The sequence below is a fragment of the Streptomyces sp. NPDC004658 genome, assembly GCF_040609555.1.
Taxonomy (GTDB): Bacteria; Actinomycetota; Actinomycetes; order Streptomycetales; family Streptomycetaceae; genus Streptomyces.
On record NZ_JBEXKG010000049.1, the window covers coordinates 23,617 to 50,410 of the forward strand.

General features: G+C 70.8%; 15 protein-coding genes. 7 read left to right on the forward strand and 8 right to left on the reverse strand.

Annotation, left to right across the window (positions count from 1 at the left end):
* Positions 1-72: 72 nt before the first annotated feature.
* The 4 genes from ABZV94_RS19015 to ngcE all read right to left on the reverse strand — a co-directional run bounded on the left by ABZV94_RS19015 (position 73) and on the right by ngcE (position 4,834).
* Complete coding sequence (locus ABZV94_RS19015) at positions 73-1,272, reverse strand: ROK family transcriptional regulator (RefSeq protein ID WP_356341530.1); 1,200 nt, start codon at positions 1,270-1,272, stop codon at positions 73-75.
* 229 nt (positions 1,273-1,501) lie between these two features.
* A complete protein-coding gene (locus tag ABZV94_RS19020; RefSeq protein ID WP_356341531.1) occupies positions 1,502-2,428 on the reverse strand; it encodes a carbohydrate ABC transporter permease in 927 nt (308 codons plus the stop codon).
* 4 nt (positions 2,429-2,432) lie between these two features.
* Complete coding sequence (locus ABZV94_RS19025; RefSeq protein ID WP_356341533.1) at positions 2,433-3,359, reverse strand: sugar ABC transporter permease; 927 nt, start codon at positions 3,357-3,359, stop codon at positions 2,433-2,435.
* 29 nt (positions 3,360-3,388) lie between these two features.
* Positions 3,389-4,834, reverse strand: a complete 1,446-nt coding sequence (ngcE, locus tag ABZV94_RS19030) for an N-acetylglucosamine/diacetylchitobiose ABC transporter substrate-binding protein (RefSeq protein ID WP_356341534.1) — start codon at positions 4,832-4,834, stop codon at positions 3,389-3,391.
* Positions 4,835-5,176: 342 nt separating this feature from the next.
* Here ngcE and ABZV94_RS19035 point away from each other — a divergent pair, with 342 nt between their 5' ends.
* A complete protein-coding gene (locus ABZV94_RS19035) occupies positions 5,177-8,980 on the forward strand; it encodes a GH92 family glycosyl hydrolase (protein WP_356341535.1) in 3,804 nt (1,267 codons plus the stop codon).
* A gap of 72 nt (positions 8,981-9,052) precedes the next feature.
* Here the strand turns inward: ABZV94_RS19035 and ABZV94_RS19040 are convergent, their stop codons facing one another.
* Positions 9,053-12,322 carry a GH92 family glycosyl hydrolase gene (locus ABZV94_RS19040; protein ID WP_356341536.1) on the reverse strand — a complete coding sequence of 1,090 codons (3,270 nt, stop codon included), beginning with the start codon at positions 12,320-12,322 and terminating at the stop codon, positions 9,053-9,055.
* A gap of 615 nt (positions 12,323-12,937) precedes the next feature.
* Here ABZV94_RS19040 and ABZV94_RS19045 point away from each other — a divergent pair.
* The 5 genes from ABZV94_RS19045 (at position 12,938) to ABZV94_RS19065 (ending at position 19,535) form a co-directional block, all read left to right on the forward strand.
* A complete protein-coding gene (locus ABZV94_RS19045; RefSeq protein WP_356341537.1) occupies positions 12,938-13,333 on the forward strand; it encodes a hypothetical protein in 396 nt (131 codons plus the stop codon).
* A 108-nt stretch (positions 13,334-13,441) separates the two neighbouring features.
* Positions 13,442-13,813, forward strand: coding sequence for a J domain-containing protein (locus tag ABZV94_RS19050; RefSeq protein WP_356341538.1), 372 nt, complete (start codon positions 13,442-13,444; stop codon positions 13,811-13,813).
* A 35-nt stretch (positions 13,814-13,848) separates the two neighbouring features.
* Complete coding sequence (gene dnaK, locus ABZV94_RS19055) at positions 13,849-15,732, forward strand: molecular chaperone DnaK (protein ID WP_356341540.1); 1,884 nt, start codon at positions 13,849-13,851, stop codon at positions 15,730-15,732.
* Between the two features lie 35 nt (positions 15,733-15,767).
* Positions 15,768-16,184: a nucleotide exchange factor GrpE gene (grpE, locus tag ABZV94_RS19060; protein WP_356341541.1), complete on the forward strand. Its 417-nt coding sequence runs from the start codon at positions 15,768-15,770 to the stop codon at positions 16,182-16,184.
* Positions 16,185-16,787: 603 nt separating this feature from the next.
* Positions 16,788-19,535: a SpoIIE family protein phosphatase gene (locus ABZV94_RS19065; protein ID WP_356341542.1), complete on the forward strand. Its 2,748-nt coding sequence runs from the start codon at positions 16,788-16,790 to the stop codon at positions 19,533-19,535.
* A gap of 128 nt (positions 19,536-19,663) precedes the next feature.
* Here the strand turns inward: ABZV94_RS19065 and acnA are convergent, their stop codons facing one another.
* The gene (gene acnA / locus ABZV94_RS19070) at positions 19,664-22,381 is read right to left on the reverse strand and encodes an aconitate hydratase AcnA (protein ID WP_356341544.1); all 2,718 of its coding nucleotides are present in this window, start codon (positions 22,379-22,381) and stop codon (positions 19,664-19,666) included.
* A gap of 1,296 nt (positions 22,382-23,677) precedes the next feature.
* On the opposite strand from acnA, the gene ABZV94_RS19075 reads away from it, so the two are divergent.
* Positions 23,678-25,207: a UDP-N-acetylglucosamine 1-carboxyvinyltransferase gene (locus ABZV94_RS19075; protein WP_356341545.1), complete on the forward strand. Its 1,530-nt coding sequence runs from the start codon at positions 23,678-23,680 to the stop codon at positions 25,205-25,207.
* Positions 25,208-25,349: 142 nt separating this feature from the next.
* On the opposite strand, the gene ABZV94_RS19080 is transcribed toward ABZV94_RS19075, so the two are convergent.
* Positions 25,350-26,291 (reverse strand): carbohydrate kinase family protein, encoded by a 942-nt coding sequence (locus ABZV94_RS19080; protein WP_356341549.1) that lies wholly within the window; start codon positions 26,289-26,291, stop codon positions 25,350-25,352.
* Between the two features lie 95 nt (positions 26,292-26,386).
* Positions 26,387-26,794: methionine adenosyltransferase domain-containing protein (locus tag ABZV94_RS19085; RefSeq protein WP_356341546.1), on the reverse strand; the 408-nt coding region annotated here is incomplete at its 5' end.

Sequence of the window (26,794 nt, forward strand, 5' to 3'; positions counted from 1 at the left end):
AAGTCAACTCGGCCACACGTGCGACGTCAAGAAGTAAATCCTTAACGAGATGGCAACGGTGCCATCCGTTCTCTAAGTGAAGACAGGAGCCGCCACGGGCAGTGCACCCTCCAAAAGGGTCGAATCGCCCATCTCGCTGAGGGCGAGGGCGAGCGCTCCGAGCACCTCCGCGCGGCCACCAAGTGCCCCCGGGAGAACGGACAGTTGGCGCGCCGCGCTGGGAATGGCGTAGCGGCCGACGGACTCCCTGATCGGCCCGAGCACCAGCTCACCGGCCTCGGCGAGATCACCACCGAGGACCACCCGGCTCGGGTTCAGCAGATTGCAGAGATTGGCCACTCCACTGCCGATGTGGCGGCCGACGTCGGCGATCACCCGACGACAGCCCGGGTCTCCGTCCCTGGCCAGCCGTACGACGCCCTCCATCGTCAGGCTGGAGCCGTGGCTGGGCTGGAGCAGCGGGAGCACATAGCGCGCCGCCGCGAACGTCTCCAGGCAGCCGCGGTTCCCGCAGCGGCAGACCGGGCCGGATTCATCGAGTGTAATATGCCCGATTTCTCCCGCTGTGCCGCCAGGCCCGCGATAGATCTTCCCGTCGATCACCAGACCGGCGCCGACACCGCTCGCGACCTTGATGTACGCCAGGTCCCGGACGCCCTTCCCGCTGCCCCAGACCAGCTCGCCCAGTGCGCCGAGGTTGGCGTCGTTGTCCACGTGCACCGGCACGCCGAGCCGTTCGCGCAGCTCCTCCGCGGGCTTGGTGCCGCCCCAGCCGGGCAGGATCGCGGTCGAGCCCAGCGTGCCCGACTCGACGTCGATCGGGCCCGGCACACCGAGCCCCACGCCGGCCACCTTGGCCCGGTCCACGCCCGTCGCCGCGATCAGCCGGTTGACCAGCTGTTCGGCCCGGTCGAAGCCCTGGTCGGCGGAGGCGTCCACGTCGAGCGGCTCGGCCTCCTCGGCCAGCACCTGGTGGGCGAGGTTCCCGACCGCGACCCGCAGATGGGTGTGCCCGAAGTCGACCCCGATGACGATGCCGGCGTCCCCGCTCAGGCTGACGCTGCGGGCCCGCCGCCCGCCTGCCGACGTGGGCGTGACCTCGACGGTTCCGCCGTCCTTCAGCTCCCGCACGATGTTGGAGACGGTCGCGGCGGACAGCCCGGTCGTCCGCGCGATCTCCGCCTGCGTGAGGGACCCGGCCAGGCGTACGGCCCGGACCACCCGCTCCAGGTTGGCTCGGTGCAGTGACGACTGCGACCCTGGAGTCTCCACGACGACCTCCTGAGCGCGGGGCCGCTTCGGCGAGGCCCCGTGTATGTCCAACTAGTGAACTCTAAGCTGAGCCGTTCGGGGCGACTCCCGTCAAGAGGTTGAACCGTTTCCGGATACATGGACACACCGACACGCCGACACACCGACACGCCGACGCACACCTCCCCCGGGGAGGGGACGGTGTGCGTCCTGGAACGACCGCGGGGCGTGACCGCGCCGGGTCGAGCCCTTATTTGAGCGCCCCCGCGGTCAGCCCCTGCACCACCTGGCGCTGGAAGACAATGTACGCCGCGAGCACCGGCAGCATCGCCATGACCAGGCCCGCGAAGAGCCCCGACCAGTCTCCTTTGTAACCCTGGCTGGCCGCCAGCTGGACCAGTCCCTGGGTGAGGACCTTCTTGTCGGGGTCGGTGTTGAGCACCGTGGGCAGCATGTACTGGTTCCACTGGCCCAGGAAGTTGAAGATGCCGACGCTGATCAGACCCGGCTTCGCCATGGGCAGCATGATCTGGAAGAACGTACGCGAGTGCGAGGCGCCGTCGACGAAGGCCGCCTCCGCCACCGAGGTGGGCAGGGTGCGGAAGAACGCCGTGAGGAAGAAGACCGTGAACGGCAGCGAGTAGGCGATGTAGACCAGGATGAGGCCGTGGATCGTGTTCAGCAGCCCCATGTTGTTGACCACGTAGAACAGCGGGACCAGCGCGAGCATGATCGGGAAGCTCATGCCGCCGACGAACAGGTAGTAGACGAAGCGGTTGCCCGGGAAGTCGAAGCGGGCCAGCACGTACGCCGCCATGGAGCCGAGCACCAGGGTGCCGATCAGTGAGCCGCCGACCACCAGGACGGTGTTCAGGAAGTAGTCGCTCATGTTGGCGTCGGTCCACGCCCGCGCCCAGTTGTCGAAGTGCAGCCTGTCGGGCAGGGACCAGGGCGAACCGAAGATGGAGCTGTCGTCCTTGAAGGACGTCATCACGGCCCACACCAGCGGCAGGACCACCATGATCGCCCAGATGACCAGGATGCCGTGGGAGAAGACGTTGAGGACGTTGCCCTCCCTCTTCCGCCCGGGGGACGGCACGGCCGGCGGCACGTCCACCTTGGTCACGCCGGCGCCGGACTCGGCCGGCAGCGGTGCGGGGGTCTCGGTCGTCTTCATCGCTTCAGTACTCCAGCCGCTCGCGACGGCCCAGCCTCATCACGATCGCCGCGAACGCGAGCGTGACGACGAGCAGGGCGACGCCGATGGTGGTGGCGTAGGCGGCCTGACCGTCCCGGAACGCCTTCTGGTACACGTACAGGACCATCACCGTGGTCGAGTAGTCGGGACCGCCCGGTCCGGTCGTCATGATCTGTACGACCGCGAACGACTCGGCGCCGAGGGCGAGGATGCCCATGTACACCCAGCCGGACTGCACGGTGTCCCACAGCAGCGGCAGGGTGACGCGGAAGAAGGTGGTGAAGCGGCTGGCGCCGTCCAGCAGCGCCGCCTCGTACAGCTCGGCCGGGATCGAGGCCATGCCCGCGGAGAACAGCACCACGAAGAAGCCGACCGTGGACCACACGAGCACCGCCATCACGCACCACAGGGCGAGGCTCGGATCGCCCAGCCACAGCGGCTGCACGCCGTCGAGGCCGATGCCGCGCAGGAGCGAGTTGATCGCGCCGCTGTCCGGGTTGTAGGCGAAGGCGAACAGCAGCGCGACAATCGCGATCGACAGCACCTGCGGGAAGAAGTAGACGATCTTGTAGAAGGACGAGCCCCGGACCCCGGAGATCACGGGGCCGCCCCTTCTGCGTCGTCCGCCCACGTTGATCATGAAAGCGAGGAACAGCGCGAGACCGATCGTCACCACCGGCACCACCAGAGCGAACAGCAGACTGTGCTGGAGCGACTTCCAGAAGATGTCGTCGTCGAGCATCCTCTTGTAGTTGTCGAAGCCGACCATTTTGAATTCGGGGCTGAGGCCCGTCCAGTCCGTGAACGAGTAGTAGATGGACTGGATGAACGGCCACACCACGAAGAGCGCGTACAGTCCGAGGGGCAGTGCCAGAAACCCCACGATGAACCGGTACTTGCCGTGCTGCATCGCCACTCCGGTGCTGTCAGGGTGCTGGATTACTGGTGCTTGTAGTGCTTGATCGAGGTGTCCTTGGCCGCCTCGTCGGCAAAGCCCTGGATCTTCTTGACGGCCTCGGCCGGGGTGAGCCGTCCGGCCATCATCTCGCCGAGACCGGCCACACCGATCTTCTCCTTCTGCAACTGCACGTACCAGTCCTGCAGACGCGGATTCACCACGTTGGACCCGGCCTTGTCCAGCGCCGCCACGCCCGACTTCAGACCCGGCGTGAGGCTGATGCCGCTGGTGCCTCCGTTGTACGCGGTCAGCGACTTCACCTTGGCGGTGAAGTTCTTCGAGGACGCCTCGGAGAGCATGATGCGCAGCTGCTCCATGCCGCCCTCGGCGTTCTTCGCCTTGGCCGGCACGATGAAGGGCTCACCGCCGGAGGCCCAGATGGTGCCGAACGGCAGCTTGTCGGAGGAGTCGATGCCGGTGGGCGCGGACACCGCGAGGTCGAAGTCGGCCGGGATGACGTTGGCCGACTCGTTCTCCACCCAGGAGCCGTTCGGGATGAACAGCGCCTCGCCCTTGGCCCAGGCGGTCTGGGACTGGATGTGGTCCAGGCCCGGCGTGCCCTTCAGGATGTAGCCCTTCTTGTACAGCTCGTAGTAGGCCTCGAAGCAGGCCTTGACCGCCGGGTGCTTCCAGGCGTTCGGCTCCAGGTTGTCGATGGCGTCGAGGACCTCCCGGCCGCCCACCTTGCCGATCATCGGGTAGAGCGAGAAGGGGATGTAGTACGGGTACTTGCCCGCGTACGTCCAGCCCGCCATGCCCTTCTTCTTGGCCTTCGCGCAGACCGCCAGCATCTCGTCCCAGGTCTGCGGGTACTCCGCGTCCAGCGAGTCGAGGGCCTTCTGCGAGTACCAGACGCCGTAGACCGTGTAGGCGTAGTACAGGATCCAGACCGGCTTGCCGTCGAACTGGCCCATCTCCACGATGCCGGGGCGCAGCGTGTCGCGGACCTTCTTCGCCGGGTCGTCGTACGACGGCGCGTCCAGCAGCGGGGTGAGGTCCGCCAGCTGGTTCTTGCCGACGAGCACACCCATGTCCATCTGCTCGGCCCCGGAGTTGTCGATGAGGTCCGGCGGGTTGCCCTGGTTGAAACGGGGCTGCAGGGTGGACTGGATCTTCTGGGTGGCGGCGAACTTCACCTTGGCCTTGGGGAAGTCCTTCTCGTAGACCTTCACCGCGTCCTCGGCGTACTCCTTGCCGAAGCCGCCGTCGAAGAGGACGAACTCCATGCCCGCGGTGTCATTGACGCCGAGGGGGTTCTTCGCGGTCTTCTTGCCCGCTTTCGCCTTGTCCTGTCCGTCACCGCCGCCGCTGGCGCAGGCGGACAGCAGGCCCATTCCCGGGGCCGCGACCAGGCCGAGCGCCGCGGACCGCTTGATCAGATCACGACGTCCTACACCTTCGGCACCGTGGGGCGCAGTGGATCCCATGCTCAAGTCCTCGCCTTCTCCAGGACTCAGGCGGTGAACCGGATCCTCCCCGGCACCGCTGTCGGGTAGTGCTGGGTCGTGCTGGAAACGCCGACAGGTATAGTCCACTTCCCGCCAACTGAGCAAGATCGAATGCAGGGTTCGCGTTGGGTCTTTTCCGAGTTGAGACCTCGCGGAAATATGAAGGCCCGCGGAACGGCCCGCCGGAAAAAGTCGCGACATAACTCCCTGAATGCCACGTCCAACACCCTTGACATCACGGGCCACTTGGCCACCTACTGGTTCCTGCGCCCCGTAGCTGACAACGTTGTCCGGAGGGGGCGCAGGAGGGGAAATCGGTAGATGCAGCGGAGAACGCGGCACAGATGGGCTCCGGCGGCCGTCCTCACGGCCGCCTTTGTCATGGCCGTCGGCGCGCAGGGCGCGGCGGTCGCCCTGCCCCCCAAGGCTCCGGCGGCCGACCGGGAGTTCGCATCCTCGTTCGAGGCGGACGACCCGGCGCCGGACTGGCTGAACACCGTCGACACCGGGCCGGACGGCACCAAGCGCGCCTCGGGCGTCGACGGCGGCTACAGCACGGGCATCCCGGGCAATGTCACCGACCATGTCACCGAGGTCAGGGCCAGCGGTGAGAACGCGGGCGCGGGGGAGGTCAAGGAGAACCTCGTCGACGGCGAGCCCGGCACCAAGTGGCTGACCTTCGAGCCCACCGGCTGGGTGGAGTTCGATCTGGACAAACCCGTCAAGATAACGACGTACGCGCTCACCTCGGCCAATGACTTCGGCGAGCGCGACCCCGAGGACTGGACCCTGAAGGGCTCCACCGACGGCAAGGACTGGAAGACGGTCGACACCCGCTCGGGCGAGAACTTCGCCGAGCGGTTCCAGACGAAGTCGTACGACCTCGCCGAGCCGGCCGAGTACCAGCACTTCCGGCTGGAGGTGACGAGGAACGCCGGCGCCCCGGACATCGTGCAGCTCGCCGACGTGCAGTTCTCCACCGGCAGCGGCGGCGGCCCGGTGCCGCAGGACATGCTGACCCTGGTCGACAAGGGCCCGAGCGGCTCCCCGACCGCCAAGGCGCGGGCCGGGTTCACCGGGAAGCGGGCCCTGCGCTACGCCGGCCGGCACACGGCGGCCGGCCGGGCCTACTCGTACAACAAGGTCTTCGACGTGAACGTCAAGGTCGGCGGCGACACCCAGCTGTCGTACCGCATCTTCCCGTCGATGGCCGACGGTGACCGCGACTACGACGCCACGAACGTCTCCGTCGACCTGGCCTTCACCGACGGCACCTACCTGAGCGGCCTGGGCGCGCTGGACAGCCACGGCTTCCCGCTCACCCCGCGCGGGCAGGGCGCGTCGAAGGCCCTGTACGTCAACCAGTGGAACAACGTGGTCGCGCGGATCGGCTCGGTCGCGGCCGGCAAGACCGTCGACCGGATCCTGGTGGCGTACGACTCCCCCGACGGCCCGGCGAAGTTCCGCGGCTGGCTGGACGACGTGGCCCTGAAGCCGGTGGCGCCCGAGAAGCCGAAGGCGCATCTGTCGGACTACGCGCTGACCACCCGCGGCACCAACTCCAGCGGCAGCTTCTCGCGCGGCAACGACTTCCCGGCGACGGCCCTGCCGCACGGTTTCAACTTCTGGACCCCGGTGACCAACGCGTCCTCGCTGAGCTGGCTGTACGAGTACGCCCGCGCCAACAACGCGGACAACCTGCCGACGATCCAGGCGTTCAGCGCCAGTCACGAGCCGAGCCCCTGGATGGGCGACCGGCAGACCTTCCAGCTGATGCCGTCGGCCGCGTCCGGCACCCCGGACACCGGTCGCGAGGCGCGGGAGCTGCCCTTCCGGCACGAGAACGAGACCGCGCGGCCGTACTACTACGGCGTCCGGTTCGAGAACGGCCTCAAGGCCGAGATGGCCCCGACCGACCACGCCGCCGCCCTCCGCTTCACCTACCCCGGTGACGACGCGAGCGTGGTGTTCGACAACGTCACCGAGCAGGCCGGTCTGACGCTCGACAAGGAGCACGGGACCGTCACCGGCTACTCCGACGTGAAGTCGGGCCTGTCGACGGGCGCGACCCGGCTGTTCGTGTACGGCGAGTTCGACAAGCCGGTCACCGACGGCGGCTCCAGCGGCGTGAAGGGCTTCCTGCGCTTCGACGCGGGCGCCGACCGCACCGTCACCCTGCGCCTGGCGACCTCGCTCATCAGCGTCGACCAGGCGAAGGACAACCTCCGCCAGGAGATCCCCGACGGCACCTCCTTCGACACGGTCAGGGACCACGCCCAGCGGGTCTGGGACAAGCTGCTCGGCAAGGTCGAGGTGGAGGGCGCGACCCCGGACCAGCTGACCACGCTGTACTCCGGCCTGTACCGGCTGTACCTGTACCCCAACTCCGGCTTCGAGCGGGTCGACGGCGAGGACCGGTACGCCTCGCCGTTCTCCCCGATGCCGGGCCCGGACACCCCGACGCACACCGGCGCGAAGATCGTGGACGGCAAGGTGTACGTCAACAACGGCTTCTGGGACACCTACCGGACCACCTGGCCGGCGTACTCGTTCCTGACGCCGTCCCAGGCGGGCGAGATGGTCGACGGGTTCGTGCAGCAGTACAAGGACGGCGGCTGGACCTCCCGCTGGTCCTCCCCCGGCTACGCCGACCTGATGACCGGCACCTCCTCGGACGTGGCGTTCGCCGACGCCTACGTCAAGGGCGTGAAGTTCGACGCGAAGGCGGCGTACGACGCGGCCGTGAAGAACGCGACCGTGGTACCGCCGATGTCCGGCGTGGGCCGCAAGGGCATGTCCACCTCGCCCTTCCTCGGCTACACGTCCACCGACACGCACGAGGGCCTGTCGTGGGCGATGGAGGGTTACGTCAACGACTACGGCATCGCGAAGATGGGCGAGGCGCTCTACAAGCAGACCGGCGAGAAGCGCTACCGGGAGGAGTCGGAGTACTTCCTCAACCGGGCCCGGGACTACGTGAACCTCTTCGACGCCAAGGCGGGCTTCTTCCAGGGCCGCGACGACAAGGGCGACTGGCGCGTGGACTCGGCGAAGTACGACCCGCGCGTGTGGGGCTACGACTACACGGAGACCAACGGCTGGGGCTACGCCTTCACCGCCCCGCAGGACAGCCGGGGCCTGGCCAACCTGTACGGCGGCCGGCAGGGCCTCGCCGACAAGCTCGACGAGTACTTCGCCACCCCGGAGACGGCCTCCCCGGACTTCGTCGGCTCCTACGGCGGTGTCATCCACGAGATGACCGAGGCGCGGGACGTCCGGATGGGCATGTACGGCCACTCCAACCAGGTCGCGCACCACGTCATCTACATGTACGACGCGGCCGGCCAGCCGTGGAAGGCGCAGGCGTACGTCCGTGAGGCGCTCTCCCGGCTCTACACCGGCAGCGAGATCGGGCAGGGCTACCACGGCGACGAGGACAACGGCGAGCAGTCGGCCTGGTACCTCTTCTCCGCGCTCGGCTTCTACCCGCTGGTGATGGGCAGCGGCGAGTACTCCATCGGCTCCCCGCTGTTCAAGAAGGTCACCGTGCACCTGGAGAACGGCCGGGACCTGGTGGTGCGGGCGCCGGGGAACAGCGCGAAGAACGTCTACGTCCAGGGCGTCATGTTCGACGGCCGCCCCTGGAAGTCGACGTCGCTGCCGCACTCGCTGCTGTCCAAGGGCGGGGTGCTGGACTTCTTCATGGGCTCCAAGCCGTCGGCGTGGGGCACCGGGAAGGACGCGGCGCCGGTCTCGGTCACCCAGGACGACAAGGTGCCGACGCCCCGCGCGGACGTGCTGAAGGGTGACGGCGCGCTCTTCGACAACACCTCGGCGACGAGCGCCATGGTCACCTCGGCGGACCTGCCGGCCGAGGGTGCCGTGCGGCCGGTCCAGTACACGCTGACCTCGGGCGCCGACCGTACGAAGGCACCGACCGGCTGGACCCTGGAGGGCTCCACCGACGGCACCACCTGGCGGACCCTGGACCACCGGTCCGGGGAGACGTTCACCTGGGACCGCCAGACCCGCGCCTTCACCATCGCCGCGCCGGGCACCTACACGAAGTACCGCCTGGTCCTGGACGGCGAGTCGACCCTGGCGGAGGTGGAACTGCTGGGCTGACCTGGGACACCGGAAAGGGGGCGGGCCCGGATGGGTCCGCCCCCGTGCCGTGTCCGCGACCGGCCGGTGCGCTCAGCCCGTCGCGAGGGTGAAGACGTGCAGGTCCGTGTTGCGCGGGAGCGTCACGGACTCGATCCGCTTGCCCGCCGGGGCCTGGTACGGCTTGGTGGCGAAGACGTACGTCGCCACCGGGTCCTTGTCCGCGCCGGCGACGTTGCGGTACGCGGTCTTGGCGACGACCTCGTTGCCGTACTGGACGGAGCCGCCACCGCCGCCCACGGTCCAGTCGGTGAAGGACAGGTCGACGGTGTCGGTGGTGCCGTCGGTGTAGGTGACGGTCGCCTTGGTCTGCTGGTTGCCGTTGACGGCACTGCCGATGAAGGACAACGCGCCTGCCGGGGAGGGCAGTTGGATGGTCTGGCCGGACGCCGAGGCGTTGTCGGGGCGCCCGGCGGGCGAGGCGGGCCAGGTGAAGGCGAGACCGCCGGCCGTGGCCTGCTTGCCGGGGGTGAGGCCGGCCGCCGCGAGGGCCTGGCGGGAGTAGCTCCAGCCGCCGCCGTCGTAGTCGGCCTCGTCGTGGTCGCCGTCGTCGTCGGAGACTCCGGTGTTGTTGTAGGCGGCGAGCAGGGTGCCGGGGGCGGCCACGGTGAGGGCCACCGGCTGCTCGTAGGAGGACTCCCCCGAGGTCACCGTGACCTGGACGTCGGCGAAGCCCTGCGCGGCGTCCCGGGCGGCCGTGAGGGTGATCTCCTGGGTGCCGTCGGTGACCGTGCCCTCGGCGGGCGTGGCCGTCACCCCGGCCGGGGTCCGCACCCGGAAGCGCACCTCGGGTCCGGTGCCGCCGGTCAGCGACAGCGCGCGGATGCCGATCTTCGTGCTGTCACCGGGGGCGAGGGTGGCCGTGGTGGGCCCGACGCCGATCTGGTACGGCTGCTCGCCCTCCCGGAAGGACGGCGGCGGGCTGCCCGCGCCCCAGTCCCGGTCCGGGGTGGCGGACAGGGTGTAGTCGAGCCGGCCGCCGTCGCGGACGAACGACGCGGGCAGCCACGGCCGGTCGCTGCTGCGGCCGTTCACCTTCAGGGACCGGACGTAGGGCGCGTCGGCCGCCGCTCCGGTGGCGCGCACGGAGATGTCGTTGCCGTGCGGCCGGTCGATCTCGATCCGCTCGAACAGCGGTGAGGCGAGGACCAGTTCGGCCCGGGACGGCACCTGCGGGTACATGCCGAGGGCGGAGAAGACGTACCAGGCGGACATCGCGCCGAGGTCGTCGTTGCCCGGGATGCCGCCGGGCTCGGTGGACCACAGCTGCCGCATCGCCGCGCGGACGGTCTCCTGCGTCTTGTAGGGGGCGCCGGCGTAGTCGTACAGGTAGGGGACGTTGATCGACGGCTCGTTGTCCAGTTCGGACTTGGTGCCGCCGTTGCCGGTGAAGGCCCAGCCGCCGTCGGCGTCGTGGAAGAAGTCGTCCAGCCGGGCGAGCGCCCGGTCCCGGCCGCCCAGCGCGGCGAACAGGCCCGCCGGGTCGTGCGGCACCATCCAGGTGTACTGGGCGGCCGTGCCCTCGACGAAGCCGTTGCCGGTGTCCGGGGTGAAGCCGGTGACCCAGCTGCCGTCGGCCTTGCGGTTGGCGATGTAGCCGCCGTCCGGCGCGGCGGCGATGTTGAAGCTGTTCTGCCACCACTGGGCGCGGTGGGCGAACGTCTCCGCCGTGCCCTTCTCCCCGGCGGCGCGGGCGAGCTGGGAGATCGCGAAGTCCGCGGTGGACATCTCCAGGGTCTCGGCGGCGCCGCCCCAGGCGTTGGAGACGGACGGCATGTAGTGCAGCTTGAGGTACTTGTCGAGGGAGGGGCGCTGGCCCGCGGACAGCACGGGCTTGCCGGCCGGGGACAGGTCCTGCGGTGTGGGCACGGTCGCCGCCCGCACGAGGGACTTCAGGGCGCCCTTGAGGTCGAAGTCCGTGCCGCCGAAGGCGCGGATCCCGGCCAGCGCGGTCGGCGAGGGGTCGCCGTTCATGACGTGGGTGCCGCTCGCGCCGTGCAGCCAGCGGTCCCAGACGCCGTTGTTCTGCCGGGCCAGCTCGTACAGGGACTGCGCGATGTCCGAGCCCGTGCGCGGGTCGAGCAGCGTCAGCAGCTGCACCTGGTCGCGGTAGACGTCCCAGCCGGAGAAGGTGCCGTACTGGGCGTGCCGGCGGCGGTCGACCGTGTGCACGCGGCCGTCGGCGCCCCGGTACCTGCCGTCGGCGTCGCTGATGACGTTCGGATGCAGCAGCGCGTGGTAGAGCGCGGTGTAGAAGGTGGTGCGCTCGGCGTCCGAGCCGCCGCCGACCCGGACGGCTCCGAGCCGCTCCCGCCAGGCCCGCCGGGCCGCCTCCCGGACCGCGTCGAAGGACCGCCCCGGCGGATTCTCGGCGGCCAGGTTGGCCTCGGCCGCCTCCCGGCTGACGTAGGAGATGCCGACCTTGACGTTGACCGGGCCGTCGCCGGGCGCGAACTCGACGTATCCGCCGGCACCCTTCCCGGCGACCGGCCGCCCGCCGTGCGAGAAGCCGCCGGTGCCGCCGGACGCCTCGCGGGATCCGGGGTCCAGCCGGTCGTCGTGCCAGGTGCCGGTGGCCTGGAAGGCGCGGTCGAAGCGGGCGGTGAAGTAGAGGGTGTAGTAGGAGCGTTGGCCTTCGGGGTCGAGGTAGCCGCAGAAGTTGCCGGAGGTGACCGAGCCGGAGATGGTCCGGGTGTCCGGGTCGATCGTGACCGTCGAGTCCTCCGAGCCGACCTCGGAGTTGGCGGTGCGCACGAGAAGGGAGGCGGGCTTGCCGGCCGGGTAGGTGAAGCGGGCGGAGCCGGTGCGCGCGGTGGCGGTGAGGTCGGCGGTGACGCCGGAGGCCAGGCCGACCTTGTAGTGGCCGGGCTCGGCGGTCTCGTCGGCGTGGCGGAAGTCGGAGGCGTAGACGGCGTCCTTGGTGTCGCTCGCCGGGGAGGTGGTGACCTCGCCGGCGTACGGGAGGAACGGGATGTCCCCGCTGCCGCCGGCGCAGCCGGTGCCGGACATGTGGGTGAGGCTGAAGCCGCGGACGCGGGTGGCGTCGTACTGGTATCCGCCGGGCGCGGCGGTTCGCGTGGCGTCGCCGCGGGTGTTCTCCGGGCTCCACGAGAGCATGCCGAACGGCACGACGGCGCCGGGGAAGACGTCGCCGCCGTTCCTGGTGCCGATCAGCGGGTCGACGTACGGGGTGGGGTCCTTGACGAGGCCGGGGGGAGCGGCGGTCGCCGCCAGGGCGGGAGTTGCGGTGCCGGCGGTCGCGAGGAGCGCGGCCAGCAGCAGGGACGTGGGTCTGAAACGCATGACGCGGCCCTTCCTCCTAACGGACGGGTCGCGCACCACAGGTCGCACAAGCCGCAGGGACAGTAGCGTGCGCCACCGGTACCACGGAAGACCGCGTGCGCGCCGGAGGCGCACGCCCTCGTCACCCGGCCGGACCAGCCAAGTGGGTTGACATCGTTGTCGGTTGAGGCGGTAGAGTCATGTGCACGACGACTGACAACGATGTCGCTCGCCATCTCGCCGCACAAGCCACGCGGTTCAGGCCACCCCCCTCCGGGCAGGCAGCCCACCCCCCTCGCCTGCCCGGCTCGCGGACCCGGTGCGTATGCCACCGGGTCCGCCCAGAGCGCTGCCCCTCCGGGGGGTTGTGTCACCGCCTCGGCGAGGCGGCGGTCGCCGGCGGTCCGCCAGGTCGCGGCGGCTCGGCCCAGGCAGTGCGCGCGGCCGCGTTCCCGGAACCGCTCGCCGATGTCGACCAGCGTGATCTCCAGGTGCCGGCCCCGGTGTGGCTCCTCGTCGGCGAAGGCCGCGCATACCCGAAGCGGTCCACGCCCAAGTTCCCCACGCCTCGGCCGGTGGCCCTCAGCGGGGAACCCGGTGGAGAGAGGAATCGGAGTCCCGCTGTCGGGAGGTCCCGTGGCACGGCTGCTGGTCGACGGCGACGACCTCGTGGTGCGGCTGTCCTGGAGCGAGCGGCTCCGGGTGCGCCGGCGGGAGGTCCGGCTGCCGGACGCGCCGATCAGGGACGCGCGGATCGAGCCCGACTGGTGGCGCGCGCTGCGCGGAGTGCCACGGCGTGGCCGGCGGCGGCCCGCGCGCCCGCTGGGCGAGTGGGCCCATCCGGGCGGAGCGGACTTCGTCGCGCTGCGCAGTGGGTACCCGTCCGTCGTGGTCGACCTGTGGCCCACCCCCGCCACCGCACCCCTCGCACGGGTCGCGGTCTCGGTGCCGCCCGGGGAGGCCGAGGAGCTGCTCGGGGCGCTGCTGCGGCGGAGGGTGCCGGAGCGGCCGGAGCGGGCCGTGGAGACGTGACGCGGGCCCATGCGGGACACCGGTCCACACTTGACACGAGTCCACTCAAGTTTTATTCCGATTGATAGGCAATTCGGTTCGAACGCGCAGCTCGCGGTGGGTGAGGAGGTGACCCGCACGGTGGAGCCGGACCTGTACGCGGTGCTCGGTGTGGCGCCCTCCGCCACGGCCGAGGTGATCACCTCCGCCTTCCGCCGCCTGGCGTGGGAACTGCGGCCGGACACGCGGGTGGACGCGGTCACCGCGGCCCGGTTCGACGAGGTGCGCGCGGCGTACGAGACCCTCCGGGACCCGGTGCGGCGCGCGGCCTACGACCGGTCGCACGACCGGCCGTCCCGGCCCAGGCACCGCGCCCCGTCCGGCGCCGCCGCTGCGAGCCCGCTGTCGCGCCTCCGGTACCTCTTCGTGCCGGGCGGCACGGCTCCCGAGCCGCCGCTGCGCGCGGGACCGGTGCACTGGGAACCCGGTGAGCGGCCGTAGGGCACACGGGCCGACGAGGAAGAGGGAGCACGCAGATGGCGCGTCCGGTCGGAATCGATCTCGGTACGACGAACTCGGTGGTCTCCGTCCTGGAGGGCGGCGAGCCCACCGTCATCACCAACACGGAGGGCGCACGGACCACTCCGTCGGTCGTCGCGTTCGCCAAGAACGGCGAGGTGCTGGTCGGCGAGGTCGCCAAGCGGCAGGCCGTGACGAACGTGGAGCGCACCGCGCGCTCGGTCAAGCGGCACATGGGGGACCACGCCTGGCGGTTCCCCGACCAGGGAGACATCGACGGCAGGCGGTACACCGCTCAGGAGATCTCCGCGCGCGTGCTGCAGAAGCTGAAGCGGGACGCGGAGGCCTACCTCGGCGAGGACGTCACCGACGCGGTGATCACCGTGCCCGCGTACTTCGACGACGCCCAGCGTCAGGCCACCAAGGAGGCCGGTGAGATCGCGGGCCTGAACGTCCTGCGGATCATCAACGAGCCGACGGCGGCGGCGCTGGCGTACGGGCTGGACAAGGGCGACGAGCAGACGGTCCTCGTCTTCGACCTGGGCGGCGGCACCTTCGACGTGTCGCTGCTGGAGATGGGCGAGGGCGTCATCGAGGTGAAGGCCACCAACGGCGACACGCACCTGGGCGGCGACGACTGGGACCAGCGGATCGTGGACCACCTGGTCACGCAGTTCAAGAACAACTACGGCGTCGACCTGGCCAAGGACAAGATGGCCGTGCAGCGGCTGCGGGAGGCGGCGGAGCGGGCGAAGATCGAGCTGTCGTCGTCCAGCGAGACCTCGATCAACCTCCCGTACATCACCGCGTCCGCGGAGGGTCCGCTGCACCTGGACGAGAAGCTCACCCGCGCCCAGTTCCAGCAGCTGACGTCCGATCTGCTGGAGCGGTGCAAGGCGCCGTTCCACAACGCGATCAAGGACGCCGGGATCAAGGTGTCCGACATCGACCACGTGGTCCTGGTGGGCGGCTCGACACGGATGCCGGCCGTGACGGAGCTGGTGAAGGAGCTGACCGGCAAGGAGCCGCACAAGGGCGTGAACCCGGACGAGGTGGTGGCCGTCGGCGCCTCCCTCCAGGCCGGTGTGCTCAAGGGCGAGGTCAAGGACGTCCTGCTGCTCGACGTCACCCCGCTGTCCCTCGGCATCGAGACCAAGGGCGGCATCATGACCAAGCTCATCGAGCGGAACACGACGATCCCGACCCGGCGTTCCGAGATCTTCACGACGGCCGAGGACAACCAGCCCTCGGTGACCGTGCAGGTCTACCAGGGCGAGCGGGAGATCGCCGCGTACAACAAGAAGCTCGGCATGTTCGAGCTGACCGGCATCGCGCCCGCTCCGCGCGGGGTGCCGCAGATCGAGGTGGCGTTCGACATCGACGCCAACGGCATCATGCACGTCTCGGCGAAGGACCTCGGCACCGGCAAGGAGCAGAAGATGACGGTGACCGGCGGTTCGGCGCTGCCCCGCGACGACATCGACCGGATGGTCCGGGAGGCGGAGCAGCACGCGGAGGAGGACCGCCAGCGGCGGGAGGCCGCGGAGACGCGGAACCAGGCCGAGCAGCTCGTCTACTCCACCGAGAAGCTGATCAAGGACAACGGCGACAAGATCCCGGCGGACGCCAGGTCCGAGACGGAGACGGCGCTGGCCGAGCTGAAGGAGAAGCTGAAGTCGGGGGACACGGCGGCGATCCGGCAGGCCCTGGACCGTGCCGCACAGGCCGCGCAGAAGATCGGTACGGCGCTGTACGAGCGGTCGCGGAGCGAGCAGGCCGGGCAGCCCGGCCAGTCCGGTCCGTCCGGCCAGTCCGGGGCCGGCGGTACGACGGGTTCCGGCGGGGACGACGAGGTGGTGGACGCCGAGATCGTCGACGACGACAAGCCGGAGGCGGGCTGACGATGGACGGGGCGCGGACGCGAAGCTCGGACGAGGTGGAGCGCCTGCTGCAGGAGCGCACCGCCGATCTCCAGCGGGTGAAGGCGGAGTACGACAACTATCGCAAGCGGGTGCGGCGGGACCGCATGGCCGTGCGGGAGATCGCCGTCGCCAACGTGCTGACGGCCCTCCTGCCGGTGGTGGACGCCGTGGACCGGGCGTGCGCGCACGAGCCGCTGACCCCCGGCCTGAAGGACATCGCCGACACCCTGCGGACCCAGCTGGGCTCGCTGGGGCTGGAGGCCTTCGGGGAGGAGGGCGAGCCGTTCGACCCGGCGTGCCACGAGGCGATCGTGCACCACACGGCGCCGGGCGCGCAGCGGCTGGTCTGCGCGGAGATCCTGCGCCCCGGCTACCGCATCGGCGACCGCCTCCTGCGCCCCGCCCACGTGACGGTGACCGGGCCGCCGTGACAGGGGCGGGCGACCGGACGCGGGCGGGCAGAGCCGGGGGCGGGCGACCGGACGGGGGGCGTCATCCGGGGTGGGCTGCGCGGACGCGGGGCGTCACCCGGGGGGGCGGCCCGGACGCGGGGCGTCACCCGGGGTGGGCGGCAGGAGGCGGGGTGGGCGAGCCGACTGGCCGGTGACGGGCGGGGCGGGCCTCCGTGCGCGGGCCGGGTGACGGGCAGGGCGGCCCCCGTGCGCGCACCGAGTGACGGGCAGGGCGGCCCCCGTGCGCGCACCGAGTGACGGGCAGGGCGGCCCCTCCGCGCGCGCACCGGGTGACGAGCGGGGCGGATCCTCCGTGCGCGCACCGGGACGAACCAGCGGTGGCGGGGGTGCACGGCCCCGGCTCGGCCGATGCGCGGCTCAGCCGCCGCATCCGCCCGCACACAGACCCGGCCCCGACCAGGCCGACGGCCGCGTGCGCGCGATGCCGGAGCTTCCCGGGCCACAAACCCGCCGTAGCCATCGCCCCCCGAGCCGGGGGCGGTCGGCAGGTCGCAGAGGGTTCTTGTCCATCCCGTGGACGAACCGTAGCCACCCGGCGGAACGCGATGCTACAAATACCGCATGTCGGACGCATCCGGCCGATTCAGGCGCCTCTCCTGGCGCCCTCTGATCGGTAAGAGCCCCCGCAGCGTCGCCGGGCAGGTCTTCCTGCTCCAGGTGGCGCTGGTGGTGCTGCTCGTGCTGTGCGCCGTCGTCGCCCTCGTCCTGCAGTCGAAGCGGGACACCACCACGGAGGCCAAGCGCCGGTCCATAGCCGTCGCGCAGACCTTCGCCCACGCGCCGGGCCTGCTGCGCGCCCTGGACAGCCCCGACCCGTCCCGTGTCCTGCAGCCGCTGACCGAGGCCGGACGCAGGTCGGCGGGCGTGGACTTCATCGTCGTCATGGACACCCGGGGCATCCGCTACACCCATCCCATACCCGAGCGGATCGGCGAGCGGTTCGTGGGCACCATAGGGCCGTCGCTGGCCGGGAAGGTGTACACCGAGAGCGTCCACGGCCCGCTGGGCCACGAGGTGCAGGCCACCGTGCCGGTGGACGACAGCCACGGCAGGGTGGTCGCTCTCGTCTCCGCCGGGCTGAAGGTCAAGCACGTCACCAGCGAACTGGACCACCAGCTGCCGATCATCCTCGGCGCCGGAGCGGGCGCGCTCGTGCTCTCGACCGGCGGCACCGCCCTCGTGAGCCGCAGGCTGCGGCGGCAGACCCACGGCCTGGGACCGGACGAGATGACCCGCATGTACGAGCACCACGACGCGGTCCTGCACTCGGTGCGCGAAGGCGTCCTCATCGTCGGTGCCGACGGCCGGCTGCTGCTCGCCAACGACGAGGCCCGGCGCCTGCTGGAGCTGCCCCCCGACGCCGAGGGCCGCACGGTGCGGGAGCTGCCGGATCTCGACCCGGCGACGGAGGAACTGCTCACGTCCGGGCGCGAGGCCAGCGACGAGGTGCACTTCGCCAAGGGGCGCCTGCTGGCGGTCAACCAGCGGCCCACCGAGTGCGCGGGCGGCCCCCGGGGCACCGTCGTCACGCTCCGCGACTCCACCGAGCTCCAGGCGGTGTCCGGCCGGGCCGAGGCCGCCCGCGAGCGGCTGGAGCTGCTGTACGACGCGGGGCTGTGCATCGGCAGCACCCTGGACGTGGTCCGCACCGCCGACGAGCTGGCGCGGGTCGCCGTCCCCCGGTTCGCCGACTTCGTCACCGTCGACCTGGCCGACGCCGTCCTGCACGGGGAGGAACCGGCGCCGACGGCGCGGGACATCCGCCGGGTCGCCGTGAACGGCATCCAGGACGACCACCCCCTGTACGAACTGGGCCGGCTGATCGACTTCCTGCCCTCCACCCCGCAGGCGCGCGGGTACGACGCCGGACGCTCCGAGCTGGTGACCGACCTGTCGAAGGCCGAGGGCTGGAAGGCGCAGGACCCGGAGCGGACCCGGCAGATCCTGGACTACGGCATCCACTCGCTCATCGCCGCTCCGATCCGCGCGCGCGGTGTCGTCCTGGGCATGGCCAACTTCTGGCGGGCCAAGCGGGAGCCCTTCGACGAGGAGGAGCTGACCCTGGCGGACGAGCTGGTGGCCCGTGCCGCGGTCAGCATCGACAACGCCCGCCGGTACACCCGCGAGCACGCTCTCGCGGTCACCCTCCAGCGCAGTCTGCTGCCCCGGGCCCTGCCCGAGCAGAGCGCCCTCGACGCCGGCTACCGCTATCTGCCGGCGCAGTCCGGGGTGAGCGGCGACTGGTTCGACGTGATCCCGCTGCCGGGCAGCCGGGTGGCGCTGGCCGTCGGTGACGTGGTGGGGCACGGTCTGCACGCCGCAGCGACGATGGGCCGGCTGCGGACCGCGGTGCACAACTTCTCCACGCTCGACCTGCCGCCCGACGAACTGCTCCAGCACCTGGACGACCTGGTCGGCCGCCTCGACCAGGACGAGCCGTGCCCGGAGACGCCCGGCGAGATCGTCGGCGCCACCTGCCTGTACGCCATCTACGACCCGGTGACGCGCCGCTGCGTGATGGCCCGGGCCGGGCATCTCGCGCCCGCGCTGGTCAGCCCCGACGGGGACGTCACCTTCCCGGACGTGCCGGCCGGGCCGCCGCTGGGCCTGGGCGGCCTGCCGTTCCAGACGGCCGAGCTGGAGCTGGCGGAGGGCAGCCAGCTCGTCCTGTACACCGACGGTCTGATCGAGGACCGCAGGCGCGACCTGGACGAGGGCATGGAGCTGCTGCGCCGGGCCCTGGCGGGGCACCCCGGCCGGTCGCCGGAGGAGAGCTGCCAGGCGGTGCTGGAGCAGTTGCTGCCCGAGCGTCCCGGGGACGACGTCGCCCTGCTCGTCGCGCGCACCCGGGCCCTGCCGGCCGACCGGGTCGCCGACTGGGACGTGCCGCGCGACCCGGCCGCCGTGTCGGGGATGCGCGGGGCGGTCTCGGCCAAGCTGGCCGAGTGGGGGCTGTCCGAGCTGGCCTTCGGGACGGAGCTGGTGCTGAGTGAGCTGATCACCAACGCCATCCGCTACGGCTCCGACCCGATCCATGTGCGGCTCATCCATGACGGCACGCTGACCTGCGAGGTGGCCGACGGCAGCAGCACCTCACCGCATCTGCGGTACGCGGCGACGACCGACGAGGGCGGCCGGGGCCTCTTCCTGGTCTCGCAGCTCGCCGAACGCTGGGGCACCCGCTACACGCCCCAGGGCAAGGTGATCTGGGCGGAGCTGACGGCGCCGGACCTGAAGCGGTTCTTCGGGGACTTCACGGCCCTGGAGGATCTCGGGGACCTGGAGGATCTCGGGGCCCTCGGGGACTGACCGGTGCGGGCGGAGCCGGGCCCGGGCGGGCGGCACGGGGGCTGACGGCCCGCGGTGCGGACGCGGTACGGCGAAGGGCCGTACCCCCGGCACCGGGGATACGGCCCTGATCGGCTGAGCCGTACCGCTTACTTGCGGATCAGGCTGCGCAGCACGTACTGCATGATGCCGCCGTTGCGGTAGTAGTCGGCCTCACCGGGGGTGTCGATGCGGACGACCGCGTCGAACTCGACACCGGTGTCGGTGGTGACCTTGACCGTGCGCGGCGTGCGGCCCTCGTTGAGCTCGGTGACGCCGGAGATGGAGAAGGTCTCCTCACCGGTCAGGCCGAGGGACTGGGCCGAGGCGCCCTCCGGGAACTGGAGCGGGAGCACGCCCATGCCGATGAGGTTCGAGCGGTGGATGCGCTCGTACGACTCGGCGATGACGGCCTTGACGCCGAGCAGCGCGGTGCCCTTGGCCGCCCAGTCGCGGGACGAGCCGGAGCCGTACTCCTTGCCGGCCAGGACGACCAGCGGGATGCCCTGCTCGATGTAGTTGCGGGAGGCGTCGTAGATGAAGGAGACCGGGCCGCCCTCCTGCGTGAAGTCACGCGTGTAGCCGCCCTCGGTGCCCGGCGCGATCTGGTTGCGCAGGCGGATGTTGGCGAACGTACCGCGGATCATGACCTCGTGGTTGCCGCGGCGGGAGCCGTAGCTGTTGAAGTCGCGGCGCTCGACGCCGTGCTCCGTGAGGTACTTGCCGGCCGGGGTGTCGGCCTTGATGGCGCCGGCCGGGGAGATGTGGTCGGTGGTGACCGAGTCGCCCAGCTTGGCGAGGACGCGGGCGCCGGAGATGTCCTCGACCGGGGCCGGCTCCATGCCCATGCCCTCGAAGTACGGGGGCTTGCGGACGTAGGTGGACTCCGGGTCCCACTCGAAGGTGTTGCCCGTCGGGACCGGCAGCGACTGCCACTGGGCGTCGCCGGCGAAGACGTCCTCGTAGGACTTGGCGAACATGTCCTCGCCGATGGCGTTGGCGACGACGTCGTTGACCTCGGCCTCGGTCGGCCAGATGTCCTTCAGGTAGACCGGGTTGCCGTCCTGGTCGGTGCCGAGGGCGTCGCGGGTGATGTCCACCTTCATGGAGCCCGCGATGGCGTAGGCGACGACCAGCGGCGGGGACGCCAGGTAGTTCATCTTGACGTCGGGGTTGATGCGGCCCTCGAAGTTCCGGTTGCCGGAGAGGACCGAGGTGACGGCGAGGTCGTGGTCGTTGACGGCCTTGGAGACCTCCTCCGGCAGCGGGCCGGAGTTGCCGATGCAGGTGGTGCAGCCGTAGCCGACGAGGTTGAAGCCCAGCTTGTCCAGGTACGGGGTGAGGCCGGCCTTCTCGAAGTAGTCGGTGACGACCTTCGAGCCCGGGGCGAGGGTGGACTTGACCCACGGCTTGCGGGTGAGGCCCTTCTCGACGGCCTTCTTGGCGACCAGGGCGGCGCCGATCATGACGTACGGGTTGGAGGTGTTGGTGCAGGAGGTGATGGCCGCGACCGTCACCGCACCGTGGTCCAGCTCGTAGGTGGTGCCGTCGGGGGCGGTCACCGGGACCGGGTTGCTCGGGAAGCCGTTCGGGGCGACGGCCGGGGCGTCGGAGGCCGGGAAGGACTCCTTGCCCGCCTCGTCGATGTCGTCGACGTAGTTGCGGACGTCCAGCTTGAACTGCTCGGCGGCGTTCGCGAGGACGATGCGGTCCTGCGGGCGCTTCGGGCCGGCGATGGACGGGACGACGGTGGAGAGGTCCAGCTCCAGCTTCTCCGAGAAGTCGGGCTCGGCGGCCGGGTCCAGCCAGAGGCCCTGCTCCTTGGCGTAGGCCTCCACCAGGGCGACCTGCTGCGCGGAGCGGCCGGTCAGGCGCAGGTAGTTCAGGGTCTCGTCGTCGATCGGGAAGATCGCGGCGGTGGAGCCGAACTCCGGCGACATGTTGCCGATGGTGGCGCGGTTGGCGAGCGAGGTGGCGGCCACGCCCTCGCCGTAGAACTCGACGAACTTGCCGACGACGCCGTGCTTGCGCAGCATCTCGGTGATGGTGAGCACGAGGTCGGTGGCGGTGGTGCCGGGCTGGAGCTCACCGGTGAGCTTGAAGCCGACGACGCGCGGGATCAGCATGGAGACCGGCTGGCCGAGCATGGCGGCCTCGGCCTCGATGCCGCCGACGCCCCAGCCGAGGACGCCGAGGCCGTTGACCATGGTGGTGTGCGAGTCGGTGCCGACCAGGGTGTCCGGGTAGGCCTTGCCGTCACGCACCATGACCACGCGGGCGAGGTGCTCGATGTTCACCTGGTGGACGATGCCGGTGCCCGGCGGTACGACCTTGAACTCGTCGAAGGCGGTCTGGCCCCAGCGCAGGAACTGGTAGCGCTCCTTGTTGCGGCCGTACTCCAGCTCGACGTTCTGCTTGAAGGCGTCGTTCGTGCCGAACTTGTCGGCGATGACGGAGTGGTCGATGACCAGCTCGGCCGGCGCCAGCGGGTTGATCTTGGCCGGGTCGCCGCCCAGCTCCTTGACGGCCTCACGCATCGTGGCGAGGTCCACGACACAGGGCACGCCGGTGAAGTCCTGCATGATCACGCGGGCCGGCGTGAACTGGATCTCCTGGGAGGGCTGGGCCTGGGAGTCCCAGGTGCCGAGGGCGCGGATGTGGTCGGCGGTGATGTTCGCGCCGTCCTCCGTGCGGAGCAGGTTCTCCAGCAGGACCTTGAGGCTGTACGGCAGGCGGGCCGAGCCCTCCACCTTGTCCAGCCGGAAGATCTCGTACGACTCGTCGCCCACCTGCAGCGTGCTGCGGGCGTCGAAGCTGTTCGCCGACACGACAGTCTCCTTCATTGATGTGCGCGTACCACCGTCAATCGTGCCGCCACGCCGGCTTGGCCGAACCAGTAAGGTCAGGCTAAGTTAGGCATGCCTTACTGGAGTGGCGGCTACGGTGCGCCTCGGCAGATATCTCGATGTCGAGATAACTCTAGTACATGGGCGCGGCCCGGTCATGCCCGACCCGGCCAGGGGTGCCGCCGGAGGGCGCCGTCCGGCGAGACCGGCGACCGGCCCGGAGGGGCGCCGTCCGTCGACCCCGGCCCGGAGAGGTACCGTCCGGGCGTTTATCCAGCCGGAGGCGCACCGTCTGGCGACCTCGGCCCCGGGGGCGTACACGGCGGCCCTAGACGTGCCGCCGGTGGCTATCCACCCGGAGACGCGCCCGTCCGGCGATCCCGCCCAGAGGCGTGCTGGTCCGACGGCAATCGCCCCAGAGGCGCACCGTCCGGCGACCACGGTCCTCCCCAAGGCGTTCCGCGCGGCGGCCTTCGGCACGGAGGCGTACCGCCCGGCGATTGTCCGCCCGGAGACGCACCGTCCGGCGACCACGGTCCTCCCGAAGGCGTTCCGCGCGGCGCTTCGGCACCGAGGCGTACCGCCCGGCGGCTGTCCGCCCGGAGGCACACCGTCCGGCGACCACGGCCCTCCCGAAGCGTTCCGCGCGGCGACCTTCGACACGGAGGCGTACCGCCCGGCGATTGTCCGCCCGGAGACGCACCGTCCGGCGACCACGGTCCTCCCGAAGGCGTTCCGCGTGGCGGCCTTCGGCACGGAGGCGTACCGCCCGGCGGCTGTCCGCCCGGAGGCACACCGTCCGGCGATCCCGCCCCACAGGCGTACTGCCCGGCGGTTATCGACCCGGAGACGTGCCGCCCGGCGGTTCTCGACCCGGCGGCGCACGCGTCCGGTGCCCTCCCGGCCGCGCGGCAGCCTTCGAGGCGGAGGCGTATCGCCCGGCGGTTACCCACCCGGGGGCACGCCCGTCCGGCGACCCCGCTCCGGGGGCCTGCGACCTAGCCCGCACCGCGCACCCACCCCTCCCCCCACGGCGCCACGCCTGGCGGCGCCGAACGCCCCCTCCCCCGCGAGGCCGCGCCCAGTGATTCGCCATGTCCGGCGATCCGCGCCGCGCGCCACTCATGCTGTCCGACGCTGTACGACATCGATGGATTTGCCCTGCCTTTTCACTACACACCGTGCCTTCGGGCAGCCGATCCTGACAGCCCGTCACCGGCGTCACCCGAATGGACCCCCTGACGGGCGCCATCTCATATCTGAGATAGCCTCAACCTCATGTCAGACGACTACCTCGTACGCATCGGCAAGCTCATTCGTGACGCCCGGCAACACCGGGGCTGGACACAGACGCAGCTCGCGGAGGCGCTCGGAACCAGCCAGAGCGCCGTCAATCGCATCGAGCGCGGCAACCAGAACATCAGCCTTGAGATGATCGCCCGAATCGGTGAAGCCCTGGACAGCGAGATCGTGTCGCTGGGCTACGCGGGTCCGATGCATCTGCGCGTGGTCGGCGGCCGCCGTCTGTCCGGCGCCATCGACGTCAAGACCAGCAAGAACGCGTGCGTGGCCCTGCTGTGCGCCTCGCTGCTGAACAAGGGACGCACGGTGCTGCGCCGGGTGGCGCGGATCGAGGAGGTGTACCGCCTGCTGGAGGTGCTCAACTCCATCGGCGTGCGCACCCGCTGGATCAACGACGGCGTCGACCTCGAACTCGTCCCGCCCGCCGAGCTGGACATGGACGCGATCGACGCGGAGGCCGCCGTCCGCACCCGCTCGATCATCATGTTCCTGGGCCCCCTGCTGCACCGCATGGACGGCTTCAAGCTGCCGTACGCCGGCGGCTGCGACCTGGGCACGCGGACCATCGAGCCGCACATGATCGCACTGCGCCGGTTCGGCCTGGACATCGCGGCCACCGAGGGCCAGTACCACGCCCGGGTGGACCGCTCCGTCCGCCCCGACCGCCCGATCGTGCTGACCGAGCGCGGCGACACGGTGACGGAGAACGCGCTGCTGGCCGCCGCCCGGCACGACGGCGTCACGGTCATCCGCAACGCCTCCTCCAACTACATGGTCCAGGACCTGTGTTTCTTCCTGGAGGCGCTGGGCGTCAAGATGGAGGGCGTCGGCACCACCACGCTCACCGTGCACGGTGTGCCGAACATCGACGTGGACGTCGACTACTCCCCCTCCGAGGACCCGGTCGAGGCGATGAGCCTGCTGGCCGCCGCCGTGGTCACCGAGTCGGAGCTGACGGTGCGCCGGGTGCCCATCGAGTTCCTGGAGATCGAGCTGGCGGTCCTGGAGGAGATGGGCCTCGACCACGACCGGTCGCCGGAGTACTTCGCGGACAACGGCCGCACCCGCCTGGTCGACCTCACGGTGCACCCCTCCAAGCTGGAGGCGCCGATCGACAAGATCCACCCGATGCCGTTCCCCGGCCTGAACATCGACAACGTCCCGTTCTTCGCGGCCATCGCCGCGTCGGCGCAGGGTCAGACCCTCATCCACGACTGGGTCTACGACAACCGGGCGATCTACCTGACCGACCTCAACCGCCTGGGCGGACGGCTCCAGTTGCTGGACCCGCACCGGGTCCTGGTCGAGGGCCCGACCCGCTGGCGCGCCGCCGAGATGATGTGCCCGCCGGCCCTGCGTCCCGCGGTGGTCGTCCTGCTGGCGATGATGGCGGCCGAGGGCACGTCGGTGCTGCGCAACGTGTACGTCATCAACCGCGGTTACGAGGACCTGGCCGAGCGCCTCAACTCGATCGGCGCGCAGATCGAGATCTTCCGGGACATCTGACAAGCCGTAGCGCGAATTCCCTCCTGCCCCGCGCGATGCGGGTCAGGAGGGAACTCGTGGGCGCCGCCGGGACTTTTCCGAGCCCGGAGCGAGTCACGGAAAGAGCGTCCCGCCCGGGGGTTTGTGCACGCGCCTCGTGGGGTCAGGAAGCCCCGACCAGATGTGCGGCTATCTCGCCGGCCGCCGTGCCGCCGTAGGCGTCCCCGATCGAGGCGAGCAGGGCTGCGGGGGACACGTCGTACTCCTGGGTGCCGATCGAGCCCAGGACGACGGTCGCCAGGGCACAGCCGAGTTGGCAGGCGCGTGCGTACGGCAGCCCCCACGACCACGCGGCGAGGAACCCGGCGCGGAAGGCGTCCCCGACGCCGGTGGGGTCGGCGACGTTCGCGGCCGGGACGGCGGGCACGTCCAGCCGGGTGCCGTCGGACGTGCGCAGGAGCACCCCGTCGGCCCCCCGGGTGACGATCCAGGCTCCCACCCGGGCGAGGACCTCCTCCTGCGACCAGCCGGTCCGTTCCAGGAGCAGGGCGCTCTCGTACTCGTTGGTGAAGAGCAGGAACGCGCCGTCCACCAGGGAGCGGGTCTGCCGTGGGGTGAGGCGTGCCAGCTGCTGGGAGGGGTCGGCGGCGACCGGGATGCCGAGGCGGTGGGCGGCGGCGGTGTGCCGGGTCATCGCGTCCGGGTCGTCCGCGCCGACGAGGACCAGGTCGAGGCCGTCCACGCGCGCGTGCGTCTCGGTGAGGTCGATCAGGGACGCCTCGGTCATGGCGCCCGCGTAGAAGGTGGCGATCTGGTTCTGGTCGAGGTCCGTGGTGCACACGAACCGCGCCGTGTGGAGCGACTCGCTGACGCGGACGGAGTCCGTGTCGACGCCGGCCTTCCGCAAACGGCTGCCGTACTCCGCGAAATCGGTGCCCGCCGCGCCGACCAGGACCGGGCGCAGGCCGAGCCGGCCGAGGCCGAAGGCGATGTTGGCCGCGACGCCGCCCTCGCGCACGTCCAGCCGGTCGGCGAGGAAGGACAGCGAGACCCGGTCGAGCCGTTCGCTCAGCAACTGCTCCTCGAAGCGGCCCGGGAAGACCATCAGGTGATCGGTGGCGATGGATCCGGCGACGGCTGTCCGGGCCGGGCGCCCGGGTGAGCGGGTGCGGGAGGACGGGCGGTGGCCTGCCGCCACGCTCACAGCCCGGCCACCTTGCGCAGGGCGTCCACGCGGTCGGTGCGTTCCCAGGTGAAGTCGGGCAGCTCGCGGCCGAAGTGGCCGTACGCCGCCGTCTGGGCGTAGATCGGGCGCAGCAGGTCCAGGTCGCGGATGATCGCCGCCGGACGCAGGTCGAAGACCTCGTCGATCGCCTTCTCGATCTTCTCCGGCTCGATCTTGTGCGTACCGAAGGTCTCCACGAACAGGCCCACCGGCTCGGCCTTGCCGATCGCGTAGGCGACCTGGACCTCGCAGCGGGCCGCCAGACCCGCCGCCACCACGTTCTTCGCGACCCAGCGCATCGCGTACGCCGCCGAGCGGTCCACCTTGGACGGGTCCTTGCCGGAGAACGCACCACCACCGTGACGGGCCATACCGCCGTAGGT